The 19357-nt window shown below is 68.7% G+C and carries 12 protein-coding genes; 5 read left to right on the top strand and 7 right to left on the bottom strand.

Annotated elements, in window-relative coordinates:
- Position 1: 1 nt before the first annotated feature.
- Genes Q9R08_RS01015 through Q9R08_RS00990 form a run of 6 tightly spaced genes read right to left on the bottom strand, consistent with a single transcriptional unit; the run spans position 2 to position 12048 of the window.
- A complete protein-coding gene (locus Q9R08_RS01015) occupies positions 2-1063 on the bottom strand; it encodes a LacI family DNA-binding transcriptional regulator (RefSeq protein ID WP_308865948.1) in 1062 nt (353 codons plus the stop codon).
- Positions 1064-1068: 5 nt separating this feature from the next.
- Positions 1069-3702: a family 78 glycoside hydrolase catalytic domain gene (locus Q9R08_RS01010; RefSeq protein WP_308865947.1), complete on the bottom strand. Its 2634-nt coding sequence runs from the start codon at positions 3700-3702 to the stop codon at positions 1069-1071.
- A gap of 17 nt (positions 3703-3719) precedes the next feature.
- The gene (locus tag Q9R08_RS01005; protein ID WP_308865946.1) at positions 3720-4682 is read right to left on the bottom strand and encodes an alpha/beta hydrolase fold domain-containing protein; all 963 of its coding nucleotides are present in this window, start codon (positions 4680-4682) and stop codon (positions 3720-3722) included.
- Complete coding sequence (locus Q9R08_RS01000; RefSeq protein ID WP_308865945.1) at positions 4679-6568, bottom strand: penicillin acylase family protein; 1890 nt, start codon at positions 6566-6568, stop codon at positions 4679-4681. The genes Q9R08_RS01005 and Q9R08_RS01000 overlap by 4 nt, the downstream gene beginning before the upstream one ends.
- Positions 6568-8853 carry a beta-galactosidase gene (locus Q9R08_RS00995; protein ID WP_308865944.1) on the bottom strand — a complete coding sequence of 762 codons (2286 nt, stop codon included), beginning with the start codon at positions 8851-8853 and terminating at the stop codon, positions 6568-6570. Before Q9R08_RS00995 ends, Q9R08_RS01000 begins: the two co-directional genes overlap by 1 nt.
- 42 nt (positions 8854-8895) lie before the next feature.
- Positions 8896-12048 (bottom strand): family 78 glycoside hydrolase catalytic domain, encoded by a 3153-nt coding sequence (locus Q9R08_RS00990; protein WP_308865943.1) that lies wholly within the window; start codon positions 12046-12048, stop codon positions 8896-8898.
- A 198-nt stretch (positions 12049-12246) separates the two neighbouring features.
- Here Q9R08_RS00990 and Q9R08_RS00985 point away from each other — a divergent pair, with 198 nt between their 5' ends.
- The 5 genes from Q9R08_RS00985 to Q9R08_RS00965 all read left to right on the top strand — a co-directional run bounded on the left by Q9R08_RS00985 (position 12247) and on the right by Q9R08_RS00965 (position 18483).
- A complete protein-coding gene (locus Q9R08_RS00985) occupies positions 12247-13230 on the top strand; it encodes a carbohydrate ABC transporter permease (protein ID WP_308865941.1) in 984 nt (327 codons plus the stop codon).
- The gene (locus Q9R08_RS00980; protein ID WP_308865940.1) at positions 13227-14087 is read left to right on the top strand and encodes a carbohydrate ABC transporter permease; all 861 of its coding nucleotides are present in this window, start codon (positions 13227-13229) and stop codon (positions 14085-14087) included. The genes Q9R08_RS00985 and Q9R08_RS00980 overlap by 4 nt, the downstream gene beginning before the upstream one ends.
- A gap of 65 nt (positions 14088-14152) precedes the next feature.
- Positions 14153-15595 carry an ABC transporter substrate-binding protein gene (locus Q9R08_RS00975; protein WP_308865939.1) on the top strand — a complete coding sequence of 481 codons (1443 nt, stop codon included), beginning with the start codon at positions 14153-14155 and terminating at the stop codon, positions 15593-15595.
- A 124-nt stretch (positions 15596-15719) separates the two neighbouring features.
- Positions 15720-16733: a LacI family DNA-binding transcriptional regulator gene (locus tag Q9R08_RS00970; RefSeq protein WP_308865938.1), complete on the top strand. Its 1014-nt coding sequence runs from the start codon at positions 15720-15722 to the stop codon at positions 16731-16733.
- Between the two features lie 10 nt (positions 16734-16743).
- Positions 16744-18483, top strand: coding sequence for an ABC transporter ATP-binding protein (locus Q9R08_RS00965; protein WP_308865937.1), 1740 nt, complete (start codon positions 16744-16746; stop codon positions 18481-18483).
- Positions 18484-18523: 40 nt separating this feature from the next.
- Here the strand turns inward: Q9R08_RS00965 and Q9R08_RS00960 are convergent, their stop codons facing one another.
- On the bottom strand, positions 18524-19357 hold the full coding sequence (locus tag Q9R08_RS00960) for a carbohydrate ABC transporter permease (RefSeq protein ID WP_308865936.1): 834 nt from the start codon (positions 19355-19357) through the stop codon (positions 18524-18526).

The raw sequence follows: 19357 nt of genomic DNA, 5'->3' as shown, positions 1-19357 counted from the left end.
TTCAGTCAGAGCGGCGATGGTGCGACTCCTTCCTGGGCGCGGCGGAACTCGCACGGACGACGAGCTGCGGCGGAAGCGAGATCAACTGCCCCTGGCGGGACTGGCCGCTGAGCTCCTCGAGGAGCAGTCCGAAGGCCGAGGCGCCCATCTCGGAACTCGCCTGAGCCACGGTGCTCACCGAGATCGTCGCGTCGCGCGCCGCGGCGTTGTTGTCGTAGCCGATCACGGCGAGCTCCTCCGGCACCTTGAGAATGCCTTGCACGGCGTGGATGATCGCGAGCGCCAGGATGTCGGAGGTGGACAGGATGGCGTCAGGCCTCTGCTCGCGAGGCTGCGCGAGGATGCCGGCGGCCACCGCCTCGCCCTCGATGAGGTGATCCGTGAAAGCGACGTGCTCCACCGACAGGCGAACGCCCGACGCCTCGGCAACGGCTCGTCGCGCCCCGTGGAGCCGTTGCGCGATCGGAGCCAGCCGCAGCGGACCCGCGACGAAATGCAACCGAACCCGACCCCGGTCGATCATGTGCCGCGCGGCGATGTATCCCCCCAGCTCGTCATCACTCACCACGCAGGAGCCGTAGTGACCGGGCCGCGATGCGTTGAGCACCACGCACGGCGCACGAAGGCCGGCCGGCTCGCGATAGTCGGCGGTCGCTTCGAACGGCGCGAGCAGCACACCGGCGAACCGCGCCTCGTCGAACACCTGGAGCAGCTGCCGTTGCTTCTCCTCGGAACCCACGCTGCTGGCCACCAGCAGTGCGTAGCCTGCCGCGCTGGCGGCCTCCTCCGCGCCCCGGGTCATCTCGACGAAGAAGGAGTTGCCGAGGTCGCTGACGATCATCCCGATCGTGCGGGACTGACCGCGCAGCGCACGTGCCTGACCGTTGGGCACGAAGTCCAGGAGACGCACGGCCTCCGCAACGCTGGCCCTGGTCGATGCGGCGACCCTCTCAGGATGGTTGAGATAGTTGGATGCAGTGCCGACCGAGACGCCGGCGAGCCGGGCGACGTCGACCAGCGTCGAGCGCCGGTCCGACTGGTTGCCGCCCGTCATCCCCGTCATCGCACTCACCCAGCCGGGTAGGCGAATCGGTGGCTGCCCGAACCGATGCGGACCTCGCCGTCGGGAAGGACGACGGTCGCAGTCACAGAGAACGGCACCTCGACATCGAGCGTCACCACGTCATCGGTGAGTGACCACGCGCTCGCCGCAGTGCCGTGCGGGGTGCAGACGCGGGCGGATGCCCAGGTCAGGCCGCCACCGATCTGCGGATCGATGCGGATCTCCGCCCAGCCCGGGGCGGACGGCGAGAGGCCCGCGATGCCGTGATAGAACCAGCTGGCGACCGCTCCGAATGCGTAGTGGTTGTGCGATGCGGTGGGTCTGCCGGCCGCGTCGTAGCCGTCCCATCGCTCCCAGATCGTGGTTGCTCCCTGAGCGGTCGGGGCCAGCCACGAGGGTGAGGTGTGCTGCAGGAGCAACGCGTACGCCAGCTCCGTGCGCCGGTGGGCGGTCAGGGTCGGCAGCAGCAGCTTCGTGGAGAGGAATCCCGTGCCCAGATGCATGTCGGCCTCCTCGATCATCGCGACGAGCCGGGCCAGCGCGGCCGGTTCATCGGCCCGTTCGAGCAGGCCGAAGGCGAGCGCGCGGACGTAGTCGTCCTGCTTGTCCTCGCCGATCCGACCGTCGTCCCCGACGAATGCGGCGCGCCATGCGCGTCTGATGAACGCGGCCTGGTCCTCGTAGCGCTTGCGCTCCTCGTCGCGGCCGAGCTCGCCGGCGACCTTCGCGAGGACCGCGGACGAGTGGGCGAAGTACGCCGTCGCGACGACCGGGCGACCGTATGTCCAGTTGTGCTCCATCGCCTCGTCGCCCTCGCCGGGTCGCAGCCATTCGCCCCAGTGGAATCCCCGGTCGACGATCCACCGCTCGAGCTCTTCCACTCCGGTGCTCGGTCTGTCGCTCGCATCGCGATCGCCGTGAGCGAGTGCCTCGAGGCTGGCCACCCAGCGCTGCGCGGTCTCATACTGCGCCTCGAGGACCCGTCGGTCGCCGTAGGCGAGGTACAGGTCCCACGGGGTGAGAACGGCGACGTCGCCCCATCCGACCGAGCTCGAAACCGCGTCGAGCGTCTCCAGCAGCGGGCCGCTGAACGCCGAGGTCTCGCTCGGGATGTACGGCGGGATGCGTCCGTCCGGCAGCTGCTCGGCGGAGACGTTCCGCAGGTAGCGGCGCAGGTAGGACTGCACGTCCGCGAGGAGCGTGGCGGTCTCGGCGAACACCTGGATGTCGCCCGTCCAGCCGGCGCGCTCCCGGGTGGGGCAGTCCGTCGCTGTGTCGGTGAAGTTGGATCGCAGGCTCCAGCGCACGTTGGACTCGAGCTGCTCCAGCCGTGGGTCGGAGCAGTGGAATTCACCGGTGTACTCCAGCGCCGTCGAGAGGACGACGGCCTCCACGTCTTCGGGCGACAGGGGCTGTGCGCCCACGATCTCGACATAGCGGAATCCCTGGATGCTGAACCACGGCTGGAAGACGTGCTCGCCGCCTGCGAGCACGACGTCGTCCCGGAAGTACCTGGGATGTGCCGGGTCCATGAACATGTACTCGGTCTCGATCTCACCGGTGGGGTCGACGAGCTCGCTGTAGGTGATCCGCACCTCCGACCCGGGTTCGCCGCACAGGCGGACGCGAGCGACGCCTGCGAGATTCTGGCCGAAATCCACCACCTGCGCACCGCTGGGGGCGATGTGGATCGCTGCCGGCCGGCGGCGGTCGACTTCCGTGACGCGGGCGACCGACTCGGCAGTGAGCTCGCCGTTCGGCGGGGGAAGGATCGCGGCAGGGGCGAACCGTTCGGGCATCGGGCCGGAGAGCCAGTCGTCGAACGGGAGGCGAAGATCGCGAAGCTCGCCGCGCATCGGATCGCTGCGCAGGATCGCGCCGCGGCCGGCGCGCCATTGGCCATCGGTGACCATGCTGAGCGTCGTGCCGTCGGCGAGATCCAGTTCCAGCTGGACGAATGCCCCGAGGCGATCTCCGTAGGTGCGGCGCCGGTCGAACGCGCTGAGCCCGCCACGGTAACGACCGTCACCCACCGCCATCCCGACGACGTTGGAGCCCTCCCGGATACTGTCGGTGATGTCGAACACCTGGTACTCGACGAGGTGATCCATCGGAGTCCAGCGCGGCACCAGCGATGCGCCGGTGACGTCGTGGCCGTTGACGAAGAGCTTGTACCAGCCGAGCGCCGACGCGTACGCGCGTCCGCGCACGACCGGAGCGGCGATCACGAGGTCGCGGCGGAACAGTGCTGCGCCGGCATCGTCGGGGTCGGGTGTCTCGTCCAGGCCGATCCACGATGCCGTGAAGCCCCCGCCGCCGAACTTCGCGGTCTCGAAGCGCGTCCACGCGCTCCATCCGCTGGTTCGTCCCGCGTCGTCGAGAACCCGGACCCGCCAACGATATGCGCGCGATGGAGCAAGCGGTGCCCCGGCATACACGGCGCCGTACGGTCGGGCATCCGCCACGTCGCCGCTGTCCCAGACCGTGTGCCCGGCTTCGGCGTCCTCGACCACGATCCGGTACGCGGCTTGTCGTGCGTCCGTGGCGCCGTCCTCGACACGCCAGTCGAACTCGGGGTGCGGGGTTCCCACCCCGAGGGGGTCGGTGCGCAGATCGCTGCGCAGATGCGTGACGCGCATGCGTTCGCTCCTTCGTGTCACCAGCTGCTGGGTGTCGTGCTCGAGCGCCCGCCGACGCCGAGCGCCACGGCGAGTGCATCGACGGCGGTCGTGACGAACGACTTCGAGACCTGCGCGTCGGGAAAGATCGACTCGAACCCGTGGAACGCGCCGGGCACGATGTGGGTCTCGCACGGAACGCCTGCGAGCTCCAGGCGGCGGGCGTACTCGAGGTCCTCGTCGAAGAACAGGTCGAGAGTCCCGACCCCCATCCAGGCGGGCGGAAGGCCGGAGAGGTCCTTCCGGCGTGCGGGAACGACGTACTCGGGGGCGTGCTCCATCCCGGGCGGCTGCCCGAGATAGGCCTCCCACGCGAGCCGGTTGCTCTCCGCCTCCCAGCCGCGCACGAAGGTGAGATCGATATCGGTGCGGACCGCGGTGCGATCGTCGAGCATGGGCTCCACGAGCAATTGGAAGACGGGGCGATACTCCGCCCGATCGTGGGTCAGCTGTGCGAGCGCAGCCGCGAGACCCGCGCCGGCGCTGCCGCCGCCGATGGCGATTCGGTCCGGGTCGACGCCCAGGTCGGAGGCGTTGCGGAAGACCCAGGCGAGGCCGGAGTACGCGTCGTCGAGTGCGGCGGGAGCAGGATGCGCCGGTGCGAGCCGGTAGCGCACCGAGACGACGACGATGCCGAGCCGGCGGACGATGTCGATCGCGATCGGGTCGTCGCTCTCGAGTGAGCCCGCGAGATATCCGCCGCCGTGCATCCAGTAGAGGGCGGGGGTGTCCTGCGCGCGAGCAGCGGGTCGGTACACGCGGAGCCGAACGGGGGGCGCGCCGGCTGCGCCGGTCGCGTCGACATCGACGATCTCGACGTCTGCGGGGGCGTGCAGCGCGATCGGTTCGATCGCCTGGATCGTCGGGAGATCCTCGACGCGGACCGGAACGCGGGGGAGGTCGGCCGCCGCGGCGAGGTCGGGATGGAACCTGGACGTCATGAACGGGCTCCCGTCGCGGGGAACGTGCGCTCGTGAGCGGTGTCGGCGGCGTGGAACGGCGTCGGCAGTACCTCGCCCCGCGAGAAGGCGTCGGCCCGGCGTGGGAGCAGGAGGCTCCACGACGTCATTCCCGTGGAGTCGAACATGACGATGCGCAGCGCGGGGCCGCCGGCGAAGGCCACGCCGTCCTTGAAGTACGTGGCACGCAGCGGCACCTGCATCGAGGGCTGCACGTCGCCTTCGGCCGACGGCCGCACCGTGAACGCGCCGCCCCTGCCGGGTTCGCCGGATGCCATGCGGTGCACGGCCCCGTAGGGACGCCGGTCGATGACGGCTCGCTCGACGGCGCCGAGCAGGAGGTCGGGATCGAGCGCATCCACGAGCGTGCGGAGCCGGACCGGGTCCTCGGGCGTCTGCGCTACCGCCGTCCGCCAGGCCAGCCACGCCGTGGCGTGTGTGGATTCTGGCGACGCACTGCCGTCGAAGGAGAGGAGGTCGTCGGCGAACGCGGCGCGCTCCTCGCTCCAGCCTGCGACGCGCGCAGGGTCGGACGAGATCGCGGCGGCTAGTGCCTCGCGCCAGCGCGGGGTGTCGGGCCAGCGGTCCTCGACCGCCCAGGCCGTCATGCGCTCGGTGTCGACGCCGACGGCGTCGGCCAGCAGTTCGACGCTCCGCTCGCTGCGGGAGGTCTGCCTGCCGGGCACGTCATGGAACGCGTCGGGGTGCCAGTCCTCGCTCCGGATCTCCGGGGCGACCGTGTCGGGCGCCGAGTTGCAGTTCTGGAGGTAGCCCGTCGGAGCGCCATCGAGGTGCACGAGCTCTTCTGGCTCCAGGTAGCCGTTCCACGTCTGCGAGAGGTCGAGGATGCCGGTCGCAGTCGCGGGCCGCCGGGGAACCCGCCCGGTTCGCACGTAGAGGCTCGCGCCATCGCGGTCGGCCGCGAGGATGTTCTGCGGAGGGAAGGCTCGGCGGGCCAGCACGGTGCGCAGCTCCCCCACGGACCGGCTGCGGAGCATGGCGAGCAGCTGCGTCTCGGTCTCGCCGATCGCGTCGGTGTACGGGCTGCATATGGCGTAAGCCCAGCCGTCCTGTCTCGCGACCACGGGCGAGCGCAGGCCGTTGATGGTCAGCGCCTCTTGACCGACGTCAGGCACCCGGTAGGCGTCCGACACGCGTGGGCCACCCGTGGTGCATCCCCACGCGACCGCGTCGTTGTGCGCGAGCGCGGGCAGCATCGCCCCGAGGAACGTGAACCCCGTGTAGTGCAATGACTCCGTGACGATGGTCGCCTCGTGCATCGCGTAGACGTCGCCGAAGGGCAGGTGGGGGTCGCTGACGAGGATCGTCGCGCCGTGGGCGGTGCGAAGTGGGGTGAGCACCCACGCGTTCGACCCCGGTGTCATCGGTGTGCGATCCAGCTCGGAGACGACCGGCGGCAGGTCGACGCCTGCAGCTCGCAGTGCCGCGACCGCATCGGCGATCACCCAGAACAGCATGACCGTGCGATTGACCCCGATCGGCAGCCACGGGTCGAGCGGCGGCGCCCAGGCCGGTACAAGCTCCGGAACCTCCGCCACGCGCTCGGCGATGCCCGCCGTGAACGCGCGGTAGCACTCCTGCATCCCGGCGGGAAGCGACTCGTAGGCGGTTCGAGCCTCGTCATGGACGCGCCAGCGCCGCTGGTTGTCGTCCCGCGCGCCGGCGTCGGGGTCTGCGAGCGCCAGTTCCGCGCGGACGAGCAGGAACTGGCGCAGCAGTCCTTCGAGGTCGTCGCACGCCTGCGCGTAGCCGAGTCCGAAGAAGGCCGCGGCTTCGTCGGCAGCCTCGATGAGAGGCATCCCCGACGACGCTCTGCGCACCGTGACCTCGCCCCACGTGCCCGCCATCAGCGCTCCGGGAACAGGTCGCCGATCGGGACCGCGCGTGAGACCCGCTGCAGGAAGGCGAGGTCGTCGATGCGGGCGTCGCCGACGGGCCGCTCGGCGTGGTCCAGCAGGATCCCTTCGTCGTTGGGCACCTCGACGCGCGTCGATATGGGCTCGACGCGCAGTTGCAGTCCGGCACCGCGCAGCTGGTCGGTGAAGCGTCCGAGCTTCACGCGCCACGGGATGCCGCGCGAGAAGTCGTCGCCGACCAGCAGCCCGGTCGCGGCGTCGAAGAGCCGTACGATGTCGCCCGAGTACGCGACATCCAGCCAAAGCTCCTCGAGGTCGGCGGCGGGGTCTGAGGCGGTGAGGAGCGCGCGTCCCTCGGAAAGTGAAGTGACGGTGATCGGCGGCTCGGCGACCGTGGCGGGGAGTGTGGCGGAGAGATCGTCGCCCACCCCGGGGCGACGGATCAGGGCGGCCGACGGCGCTGTGCCGATGGGGAGGATGCGGGAGAGCACGACGGTGTCGTCGACCCGGCCGACCTCGGCGTCCGTCGTGAGAAGGCGCGTGCCGGACGCGGTGGGCACGAGCGCGCTGGACTCGGCATGGGTGGTCGGGATCACGACGATGGTCGCGGTGCCCGCCGGCCCGCGAACCTGGAACTCCGCACCATCGGCCACGGCGACGACGACGGTCACGCCGTCCGATTCCGCGAACACGCGCTCGGCGCCCGTGACCTCGTCCGTCGTGACGCCGGCGATCGTGAACTCGACGTCGCCCTGGTCGTCGGCGTGAAACACCACGACCGGCGCGCCGTCGCCGCCGAGCCGCGCCAGCGGCTGGGCGGTCGCCGAGACCAGCGTCAGCCCCGCCCCGAGCGACAGCCCGATCGGCAGAATGCCGACCGCGCCGCTGGCGATGCTCAGCGCGGAGCGCCGCGGGAAGGCCACCGTGCCGTCCGCGAGCGCGACCTCGAATCCGGCATCCTCCCGGTCCGGCAGCGGGACGTTATTGCCGTAGTTCGCATAGAAGAGGAATCCGGTGCCGTGGTCGGCGCGAAGGATCGTGCGAAGGCGATCATCCTCCGGATCTATCACTGGATGCTGCGGCTCGACGACCTGCGTCGGCGCCAGATCCGCGCCGAACTCGCGGACGAACAGGTTGAGAGGCAGAAGCCGGTGGAAGGATTCGCGACGCTCGCCGAACTCGCTGACGGGCGCCCAGAAGTCGTAGGAGCGCAGCGGGAAGTCCGGGCCCTTCGTCGTCCACCCAAAACCGTCGCCCCGCACCGGATTCGTGCCCCCGTGGTACAGGTAGTAGCCCAGGAAGAGCGACTCGACGGACGCGAACCGCGTGATCGCCGTCGTCACCACGGATCCCGCCGCGGTCATCGACCGGTAGTCCGCGCGCGCGGGGGAACCCGTGCCGAGCTCGCAGAACGCCGTCGGCCGCTGGCCGCGGTAGGGATACTCGCCGGCCTGGAACGTCGTGAGCACATGGTTGCCGCCCGGCTGCGGATGAAGGTCCATGTATGCCCCGTACGTCGGCAGGAAGTCCTCCGACCGAACGTCGTCCGGCAGACCCCACGCGGTCATCGCGAAGAAGGGCGGCGTGATCCCGGCCTCGATCGCGGTCTCGCGCAGTGCCGACATGTGCGCGCCGAACGCGGCCCCGTCCTCCGGGCCCCGGTGGTCGGTGGCGGTGTAGCCGAAGAGCGTGCGCCAATCGTTGGGCGCGTGCGAGAGCTCGTTCTCGAGCTGCACGATCACGATCGGCCCACCGTCCGACCAGTAGAGTCCGCGGAGCTGCTCCGCCACCTTCTCGAAGTACAGGCGCACGCGCTCGAGGTAGAGCGGATCGTTCGAGCGCTCGACAAGAGGCATGCCGTACAGCCAGGGCGGGAGGCCGCCGAGCAGGTACTCGGAGTTGTCGAAGGGGCCGATGCGCGGCGCGAACAGCAGCCCCAGCTCGGCGCACAGCTCGGCGAAGCGACGGATGTCGTTCGACCCGGTGAAGTCGAACTCGCCGGCCCGAGGCTCGACGAGCCCCCAGAAGAGGTAGGACGAGACGACGGTGCAACCGGCATCCCGCATCGTGAGCAGAGCATCGCGCCACTCGTCCGCCGGGTAGCGCTGCAGGATGAGCTCGCCGGAGACCGCCGGGAACGGCTTGTCGTCGAGCGTGAGGTGATACGTGTTTGCGCTCAGGCGTCTGCCCGTGGGATCTGTCGCGCCCCACTGCTCGAGGGCGGTCGGCGTGATCCCTGCCGCTTCGGCGCGGAACTGGATCAGGGTGTCAGGCATGGGTGCCTCTCTCTGGGTGTGAAGGGGTTCGTGCGGTCGGAATCACCAGGTGCGGCGGGCTGTGCTGATGCCGACCTCGCCGAGGTGGAACCCGCCCGTGAGCTCGTCGGCGCCCCGCGGCATTACGGCGTCGCCGGAGGCGTCGGCAGGCATCTCGGTCGAGATCTCGATCGCCGCGATCGACGCCCGGCCCTTCCACCCCTCGACGTCGGTCGCCACCCGCAGCCAGCCGGCCGGCCAGTTGACCGCACTCGCTCGGCGGTCCGACCCATCCGTCGAAATGATCCGCAGTGTCGGCTGCGAGCCGCGCTGCCAACGCTCGTCGCACACGTCGACGAGCGCGTAGACGAAGGTCGCGTCGCTGCCATCGAGTGGGGCCGGGAAGTCGATGCGCACGGTGGGGCGCTGCTCGGGACTCGTCGGCGACACCTCGACGACCGCCGCCGCCGGCTGGGCGTGGGGGATCGGCATGCAGTTCAGGCCGGGCAGGACCGCGACGCTGGCGCCGTGGTGCGGCTGCAGCGTCTTCTCCGCGAGGCTGGCGGCGAGGAGTCCACGGGACCCGACCACGTCGCCCGCACCTGGTGCGATCGACGGTGCGGTCCATGACGAGTCCTCCACCGGAGGGACGACGCGCGCGCGACGCGGCGCCGGAATCGTGAAGTCATGGATGCCGCCGGGCAGTTGCCGCGATTCGTCACCGGTGCTCACCGCGGCCACTGCTCCGTCCGGCACCTCGAGGTGGATCGCCGCGACCGCGTCGTCGACGCGATATCCCATCACGATGTCGCCGACGGGGGTCTCGGTGCGCAGGTCGAGCTGATCGACTCCCGCGACGAAGCGGGGTTCCACCGCGAAGGTGCGATAGCCGCCGGACGTGGGCGTCAGCCCCGCGAGGCCCTCCCAGACCCATCCCGCGAAGACACCGCCAAGGCCCACGTGGTCGAGGGAGCCCGTTCCCGTGTTGGTCGGGTCGATCCACCAGCACTCCCAGAACGTCCCCGGCCCGGATGTCAGCATCGCGCCGACGCCCGGTTCCGCGGGCTGCTCGAGGACATCCGCGATCACCTGGGAACGTCCCGTGGCGGTGAGCGCCCGCACGATCGTCCGGGTGGTCGCGAATCCACCCGACACGCGGTTACCCCGCGCCCGGATGTCGTCCTCGATCCGCTGCGCGGCGCGCTCCGCCTCGGAGCCCGTGAGGATGCCGGCATCGATCGCGCAGGCGAGCGCACCCTGCGAGCCGTTGGCGAAGACGCCTCGCTCAGGGTCGAAGAACTTCGCCCGAGCGGCGGCCCGCAGACGGTTGACGTGATACATCCACTGAGCCGCGGCATCCGCGTCCGAGAACTCGAGCTCGAACCGGCTCACGGCGACAAGGCAGTCGATGGTCGCTGCGGTGTGGTGGACCTCGGGCGGGGTCTGCTCGAGCGCGAGCCAGTCATGCCCGTAGCTGATCGGGGACTTCGACACCACGCCGTCCTCTCCGATGCACGCGAGGAGGAACAGTGCCCACCTGCGCAGTGCGGGAAGCGTCTCGCGCACGAGGGCATCGTCGCCGTAGTGCAGCCAGTGACCGAGCAGCAGGCGGTGCAGGGCCGACCCCCACACCGGGTCGGCAGGCAGCCGCGGCGATCGCACGTCGGGCGCGACCGCCGGGAGGCCGCCGTCCGCCGCCTGACTAGTGACGAGGTCGCGGATCCACTTCGCGAGGAAGTTCTCGGAGTCGAATGCCGCAAGCTCGTACTCGGCAACCGACGCGGTGTCGCCGGTCCAAGCCGCTTGCTCTCGGGTGGGGCAGTCCTCGGGGACTCCGTGCAGGGTGTTGAACAGGGTCCGTTCCGCTCGCGACAGGAGGAGGCTGATGGTCTCGTTGTCGGTACGGATGCTGCCGCTCGGGGCCAGATCCGTGTGCAACGCCCCCGCGCTGACGTCGATCTCGGCATCGTCGGGGAGTCCGTGGATCTCGATGTAGCGGAAGCCGTAATACGCGAACAGCGCCTCGACGACATCGCCGGGTTCGCCGGTCGCCACCCACTCGAGGACCTGTCGCGGACGTCCGTTGTCGAACGGCATCGTGAGGTTCGTGGTGTCGATTCGGCCGTCCGGCCCGATGTGCTCGCCGTGCACGACGCGGATGACGCTGCCCGCGCCCACGCCGGTGCGCATCGTGAGCCGGCTGCGGCCGGCGATGTTGGTCCCGACGTCGAACAGGCGCACGCCGGGCGAGCGGCCGATCTGCGTCACGGTGAACCGGGACACGACGCGCACAGGGGGAGTGGGGTCGGTCTCGATGATGGCAGGCGGGTGGGTCGGGTCGTGGACGTCCCCGCTCGGCTGGACGATCGCGGCATCGCCGAGGGGGCGCCAGACGTCGTCGCCCTCGACTCCGACATCGTGGCGCTCCAGATAGAAGGGTTCGTCGACGACCAGACAGCTGGGAGAGGAGAGTGAGTGAGCATCCGGCGCGACGACACTGCGGGTGCCGTCGGCGTGCCAGAGCACCAGCTCGCTCCGCAGCCGGGGGTCGAGCCCTGTGCGTCCCCACTCGCCGAGGGCGAGCACGAACTCAAGCCGGTTGCTTCCAGGCGCGATCAGGTCAGTGACGTCGTAGCCGCGGTAGAGCGCCCGATCCAGATCCGTGCGGGTGGGGTCGAGGCGTCCGGCGTTCACCGCAACGCCGTTCACGACTGCGTGGACGAGGCCCTGCCCCGTCAGATACAGCCTCGCGCGTTCGACGATGCTCGGGTGGTCGAAGTCGTGACGGATGCGGCTGCCCGACGGCGCGGTGATCCACGGCGCGGTCCAGTCCGCGGCGGTGAGCGGACCGGTCTCGAACTGCGACTCGGCCCACGGCCCCCACTTCCCGTCGTCGCCGCGTAGACGGACCGCCCACGCGTAGACCTCGCGCGGAGCCATCTCGAATCCGGTGGTCGCCGAGCACGAGGATGACTCCACTGTGCCGGAGGCCCACACGACGCCGCCGTCCTCACGGGCGACCTCGACCTCGTATGCGCTGTGCGACGCCAGCCTGGAGTTCCATGACAGACGTGGCCGTGCGCGGAAGGCCAGCTCGATGCCGCGCTCGCCGGGTGCGGCGCCGCTCCCGCGACCGTCGACCGTGAGGTCGGTGGCCACCGGCAGGGTGGGCGCCGTGGTCGGCGTGCTCGTGCTTCGAGTCTGTTCGAGTGTCATGCGTCATTGCCTTCAGCGCCGGGGGAAACGGTGCTGTGAATGCTTTCACTTCCAGAACCATTCTGCAAATGAGGGATTTCAGCTTGACATTGATCCACCTGACCGTTTAGGAATGAATCGATTTACTCCGATCGTTCGAACCGGAGTCGATGGGCTCAAGGACGAGAGGGCGAAGTGACAGATGTGATCGAACAGCGTGTGAGTGAGACGCTGGACACAGAGAGCGGCCACGAGGTCGCGCAGGTCGATCGGTGGCGTCGCCGCATCCACCCGGGCGTGTACCTCGCGCTCTTGCCGGTGTTCGTGGTTCTGGGAATCTTCCAGTTCTACCCGGCAGCGAGCGGCATCTTCTTCTCCTTCTGGGAGTGGAAGCCGGCGGGCGGCTCGACGTTCACTGGACTCGACAACTACGTCCGGATGATGGGCGACGCCGTCTGGTGGTCGTCGTTCAAGAACCTGGCGATCATCTTCGTGTTCGGCGTGGTGATGTGGATCTTCCCGCTCCTCGCCGCCGAGCTGCTGATCACCCTGAAGCACGAGCGGTCGGCGTTCGTGTATCGCACACTACTCATCGTGCCGATGGCCTTCCCCGGGGTGGTGACGGCGCTCGTCTGGCAGTTCTTCTACGACCCCAACAACGGCGTCTTCAACGCGGTCCTGGAAGCGGTCGGGCTCGGTGCCCTGCAGCAGAACTGGACGGGCGACCCCGACACCGCCCTGCTCTCGCTCCTGTTCGTCGGGTTCCCGTTCATCGCAGGGCTGCCGTTCCTGATCATCTACTCGAGCCTGCAGAACATCCCGAAGGAGATCTTCGAGGCCGCCGCGCTCGACGGAGTCGGCCGGTTCCGCAGGATCTGGATGTTCGATCTCCCGCTCATGGCGAGCCAGGTGCGCGTCCTGCTGTTCCTCGCCGTCGTCGGCACGCTCCAGTACGGCTTCACGGCGTACGTGCTCACCGGCGGCGGCCCCGACAACGCGACGGTCGTCCCGATCCTCCGCATCCTGAACATGGCGTTCCAGGGCGGCCAATGGGGATACGCCGCGGCCCTGTCCACGACCCTGTTCGCGATCACTCTGGTACTCAGCTGCGTCGTCATGTTCTGGCGACGCCGGGAGCCGGCCGATCGCGACCTCAATACCACCGTCGAAACCGCAGCCGTCGAGTTCCGGAGCGCCCAATGACCGCCTACACGCCTTCCGTCGTCGCCACCGCCCGACGCAGCCGCGGACGCCGGCAGTGGGGTGTCCACACCGGACTCCTCGTCCTGGTCGCCCTGAGTCTCGCGCCGTACGTCTTCATGCTCACCACGTCGGTGAAGACGAACCAGCAGTACAACGAGAGCTTCTGGGCCATCGCCTTCCCGTTCCATTGGGAGAACTTCGCCACCGCGTGGGTGCAGATCCAGCCGTACCTGATCGCATCGATCGCGGTCGCCGTGGCCTCCGTGCTCGGGATCATCGCGGTCTCGCTGCTGGCGGGGTTCGTCTTCGCCCGGTTCACCTTCCGCGGCCGAGGGCTGCTATACACGCTCATCGCCGCGCTCCTCATGGTGCCGAGCATCGCGAGTCTGATCCCGCTGTTCCTGATGATGCGGGACTTCGGGCTGCTCAACACGATGGCGGTGCTGATCATCCCGCAGATCGCGGCCGGCGCCGTCCTCGGGACGATCCTCATGCGCACCTATATCGAGGGCATCCCGCAGACGATCTTCGAGGCGGCTCAGATCGACGGAGCCGGGCCGATCCGCGTGTTCCGCTCGATCATGCTGCCCCTGTCGCTCCCGGTGATCGGCACTGTGAGCCTCATCACGATCCAAGCCGTGTGGAACGACTTCTTCTGGCCGCTGCTCACCGTCACCGACAACAGCCTGCGAACCGTCTCGGTCGGCCTGCTGTTCTTCCAGGGCCAGTCCGCCACCGCCTTCGGCCCCATGTTCGCCGGCTACCTGCTCGCGAGCGTCCCGCTCTTGATCCTGTTCGTCTTCTTCTCCAAGTACTTCCTCGCCGGAGTGCAGGGGGGAATTCCCGGATCCCACTGACCTCGGCTCGCCTCGCAGCCGTGGAACCCGAACCAGCACCAACACAGCACCATCAAGGGAGAGAAATGCTCACACGACACCGGCCCGCACTGCGGCGGGCCACGGGAGTCATCGCGGCCGCTGCGATCACCGGCCTCGTTCTGGCCGGCTGCTCCGCCGGTGGGGAGTCCGCCGACAAGGTCACCATCACCATCGCGGGCCCGAACCAGTGGAACTCGCAGGCCGACTCGTTCGGTCAGGAGTGGGAGGACCTCGTCGCGGCGTTCGAGAAGGCCGAGCCCGGCATCGAGGTCAAGACGACGGTGCTGCCGCTGGCCAGCTTCGCCGACACGCTCACGACGCAGCTCACGGCCGGCACGGCGCCGGAGCTCGTGTTCAACCAGCCCGAGCCCGCCCCCGACCAGGTGCTCGGACTCGACGACTACCTCGCCGAGGCGAACCCCTACGATACCGACGCCGCGACGTGGCAGGAGGGCTTCAACGCAGATGCATACGGCGACGCCCAGCGCGACGCGCAGGGGCGCCTCTACTGGGTGCCCTTCAACCTCGTGATCGCGGGCCTCTTCTACAACCAGGAGGCGCTCGACGAGGCCGGTGTGACGACGCCGATCGCGAGCATCGGGGACCTCATCGATGCCTGCGGCGCGCTGAAGGATGCCGGATACACGCCTCTCGCAATGGACAACGGCACGCTCGGCACCGGCTGGACCTCGGAGGCGCTGCTGTCGAACCTTCTCAACAAGTACGGCGACGAGTGGAACGTGTTCGACGCGGCCGGCGACCCGGGCACGGCGACGACGGTGACCAACAAGAGCCTCGTGAAGGCGATCCTCACTGGTGAGCTCGACGCGACGACGACGCCCGAGGTCCGGGAAGCGGTCACCCTCCTCAAGGACGTCTTCGACAACTGCGCCACCGAGAACTGGTCGGGCGTCGCCTCCTCCGGGCAGTTCGTGGGCGGCCAGGAGTTCCTCGCCGGCAAGGCCGCCATGGCCTGGGGCACGAACTTCGCCATCAGCAACCTCGCCGACGTCGACTGGGAGTGGTCGAGCATGCCGTTCCCGAGCGTCACCAAGGACGACACCTCGCTCTCGGACGGCAGCGCAGCGCGATTCGGCGCCGTCGCCGGTGGCACGAGCTACATGATCCCCGCGACCACCAAGGGTGAGAAGCTCGACGCCGCCATCAAGTTCCTGCAGTTCGCCTCGAGCCCCCAGACGGGCGGCGACTGGGTGGCGGCGACCGGGGCGATCCCGGCGACGACCGACACGTCGACCGTGTCGGAAGGCGTGGGCGAGCTGGCCTCGGGCGAGTGGGCGAAGCCGCGGCTGGTGAACATCGGGTCGAACGCTCCGAAGGCGGACTCGGGCACCAACATGTGGGAGGGCTACCTCCTGGGCACCAGGACCGTCGACGAGCAACTGGAGTACATCCAGAACGGCTGGGTCGGCTGGGCCAAGGAGGCCGCCACGGAAGCGAGCCTCACCGAGGACTGGGCCACCCAGTAACGGATGACGGGTGCCCCGGCGGTCCATCGGATCGCCGGGGCGCTCGCGTCCTCGCTCCGCACAGGAGCACATCGGGCCGAGAGCCCATCTGGAATGATCTACTAGCACCAACAGAAGGAGCGCAATGGCCGCCGGGATACGCGATGTCGCAGAACTGGCGAAGGTCTCGGCGGGAACCGTCTCGAAGTACCTGAACACGCCTCACCGCGTCGCGCCGGCGACCTCGCGGCGCATCGCCGACGCGATCGACGCGCTGGGCTACGTGCGCAACGACGCCGCGCGTCAGCTGCGAGCAGGCCGGAGCCGCACGATCGGGCTCCTGGCATTCGACATCGCCAACCCGTTCTTCATCGATCTGGCCCACGGTGTGGAGCAGCGTGCGATCGTGCACGGGCTCTCCGTGCTGCTGGGCAACAGCGACGAGAACATCGACCGCGAGTCCCGCTATCTGGACTTGTTCGAAGAGCAGCGCGTCCACGGTGTGCTCGTCTCGCCGATCGGGTCGATCGATCGCCGGATCGAGCGATTCCACCGCCAGGGCATTCCGGTCGTGCTCCTCGACAAGATGGGCGACCCCACGTTGAGTCCCTCCGTCTCCATCGACGATCAGTCCGGCGGTCACATGGCGGTCGCCCACCTGATCTCACGCGGACGCACGCGGATCGCCTTCGTCGGCGGCCCCGAGGGGATCCGTCAGGTCGATGACCGCTTGGCCGGTGCCTTGCTGGCCGTCGCCGAGAATCCGGGGGTGACGCTCGAGGTGATCCCCGTCGAGACGCGCGGCGTCGAGGACGGCGCACGCGTGGGCGAGTCCCTCCTCCTGCGACCGCCGGCCCAGCGGCCGGACGGCATCTTCGCGGTCAACGACCGGCTCGCGTTCGGACTGCTGCAGACCATCGTCACCGAGGGGAACGTGCGGGTGCCCCACGACATCGCCGTGATCGGGTACGACGACATCGAGTTCGCGGCGGCCGCCGTCGTTCCGCTCAGCTCCATCCGTCAGCCGCGTGAGGAGTTCGCCGCGGCGGCGGTGGACCTCCTCGTGGGGGAGGACATGTCCCTCGACGAGACGCAGCACCCGCAGATCGTGCTCAAGCCCGAGCTCGTCGTGCGCGCAAGCACCAGTCACGCCCGCTGACACCGGTCACATGCACATTCGAGCCGCCGCTCCGTTGCGGTCGCTGTTGACGGCACTGCGGCCCTACCCCGGTCGCGTCACCGCAGCGGCGTTGTTCCACGTCTTGAAAGACAGTCCGCTGTGGATCATTCCGGTGTTCACCGCGATGATCATCGACACCGTGGTCGCCGGCGTCGACGAGCAGAAGTTGATGCTGCTCGTTGGCGCGTCGGTTCTGGTCCTCCTTCAGAACTACCCGAACCACCTGCTGTACGTGCGGTTGTACAGCGGCGTCTATCGCTCCGTGGGAGCCGACATCCGCAATGCCCTGACGGAGCGACTCCAAGGTCTGTCCATCGGCTACCACTCCCGGCGCAGCGCATCGATCATCCAGACCAAGCTCGTGCGAGACGTCGAGAACGTCGAATTGCTGATGCAGCAGGTGTTCCCCGTCCTCGCGGTGGCGAGCAGTATCCTCGTCGGCTCAGTCGTCGTCACTGCGATCCAGGCGCCCGCGTTCCTCCTGGTCTACGCTCTCACGGTGCCGGTCGCCGCCGGCCTGGTCGCGGGAATGCGCACGCGAGCGGCACGACGGAACGAACGCTTTCGCACAGAGGTGGAGCAATTGTCGAGCACCGTCGGAGAGATGGCGAGCCTCATTCCCATCACGAGGGCGCACGGGCTCGAGCAGACGGCATCCGCCAGGGTCACCGCCACCGCGGAACAGGTGAAGACCGCCGGGATCGCCCTCGACAGGCTGAACGGACGGTTCGAGACGACCTCCTGGGTGGCGTTCAACACGCTCTCCATGCTGTGCCTCGGTTTCGCCGGCTACGCCGCGATGTCGGGGTTGCTTCCCATCAGTCCCGGGCAGGTGGTGCTTCTCAGCACGTACTTCGCCACGCTGACGACCGCGGTTTCCCAACTCGTGGGCCTCACGCCCGTCCTCAGCAAGGGCATCGAGTCGATGAAATCGATCGCCGAGGTCGTCGAGGATCCCGACATCGAACTCAACGAGGGCAAGCGGCAGGTCGGTGTTCTTGAAGGCTCGATCCGGTTCGAGCGCGTGCATTACGCGTTCCCCGATGAGGACCGCCTTGCGCTGAATGGCCTCGACCTCACCATCGAACCGGGGGAGACTGTCGCGTTCGTCGGCCCATCCGGATCCGGCAAGTCGACAACTCTCAACCTGGTCCTCGGGTTCATCCGCCCGACGTCGGGCAGGTTGCTCATCGACGGGCAGGACGCCGAGACGCTCGACATGCGGACCGCCCGACAGTTCATGTCGGTCGTGCCGCAGGAATCTGTGCTCTTCCAAGGGAGCATCCGCGACAACGTCACGTTCGGACTGGTCGATGTTTCCGACGCACGCGTGGAAGCCGCGCTACGGGACGCCCAGGCGATGGATATCGTCGACAACCTGCCCGAGGGCTGGCACACGCGAGTCGGCCCGCGCGGAGCACGCCTGTCCGGTGGTCAGCGTCAGCGACTGGCGATCGCGCGCGCACTCATCAGGGATCCGCGCGTTCTCCTTCTGGACGAGGCCACGAGCGCCTTGGACAGTACGTCCGAGGCTCAGATCCAGAAGGCTCTCGCAACTCTGCAACGAGGCCGGACGTCCCTCGTCGTCGCACATCGGTTGTCGACGGTCAGGGACGCCGACCGGATCGTCGTGATGGAGCGCGGCAGTATCGCCGAGGTCGGCACGCATGCTGAGCTGTTGGCCGAGTCCGGCATCTATGCGCGTCTCCACGCCGCACAGATCCGCTAGCCGAGAGGCGACAGAAGAGTCGCGCGGGTCCGGTTCGATATCACCGCCCGAAGCTGGCGCCGACCCCGCTCATCACATACCGCGAGGCGAGGCCCAGCAGAATGAGCGGAGGGATCGCGGTGATGAGAAGTCCGGCGGACACCAGTGGCTGGTCGCTGACGAAGCGACTGCCGATCGACGCGAGCGTAGGCGTGATGAGCCGCAGTTGATCGTCGGGCAGCAGGATGTACGCGTACAGCAGCTCGTTCCACATCGCGAGGAACTGCAGCACGGCGATCGTGGCGATCGCCGAGATGCCCATCGGTGCCGCGACGCCGGCGAGGGTGCGTACGAATCCCGCACCATCGATCCTCGCCGCCTCCAGCACGCTCTCATCGATCGAGCGGAACGAGACGGTGAGGAAGAACGTCGTGAAGGGCAGCCCTGTGCCGACGTACACGATGATGAGCCCTGCGAGATTGCTCACGAGTCCCAGCTGCGCGAGCAGCAGGTAGATGGGGATGATGAGGACGGTGCTCGGCACGAGCATGATCGACACGAATGTCGCGCTGATCAGGCGCCCACCGGGAACCGGATACTTGGCCAGCGCGAAGCCGGCGAGCACGCCGACCACGACCTGGATGAACAGGCCGACGATCACGACGACGAAGCTGTTCGTCAGCGCCTGGCCGACGTTGTAGTTGTTCCACAGCGTGACGAAGTTCTGGAGCGTCCACTCCTGGGGGATGCCGAACGGATCCGCCAGATAGTCGGACTTGGTCCGGAATGCGGAGATGCCCAGATAGAGCAACGGGTACACGATCGTCGCGCTGACGAGCAGCATCACGAGTGTGATGGGCATGCGGGCCCGGCGTGGCAGGGTGGCGCTGGTCAT

Source organism: Microbacterium psychrotolerans (assembly GCF_031085295.1).
GTDB classification, from domain to species: domain Bacteria; phylum Actinomycetota; class Actinomycetes; order Actinomycetales; family Microbacteriaceae; genus Microbacterium; species Microbacterium psychrotolerans.
Note: the sequence above shows the minus strand (reverse complement) of the source record. Positions and strands in the feature narration are given on the sequence as shown.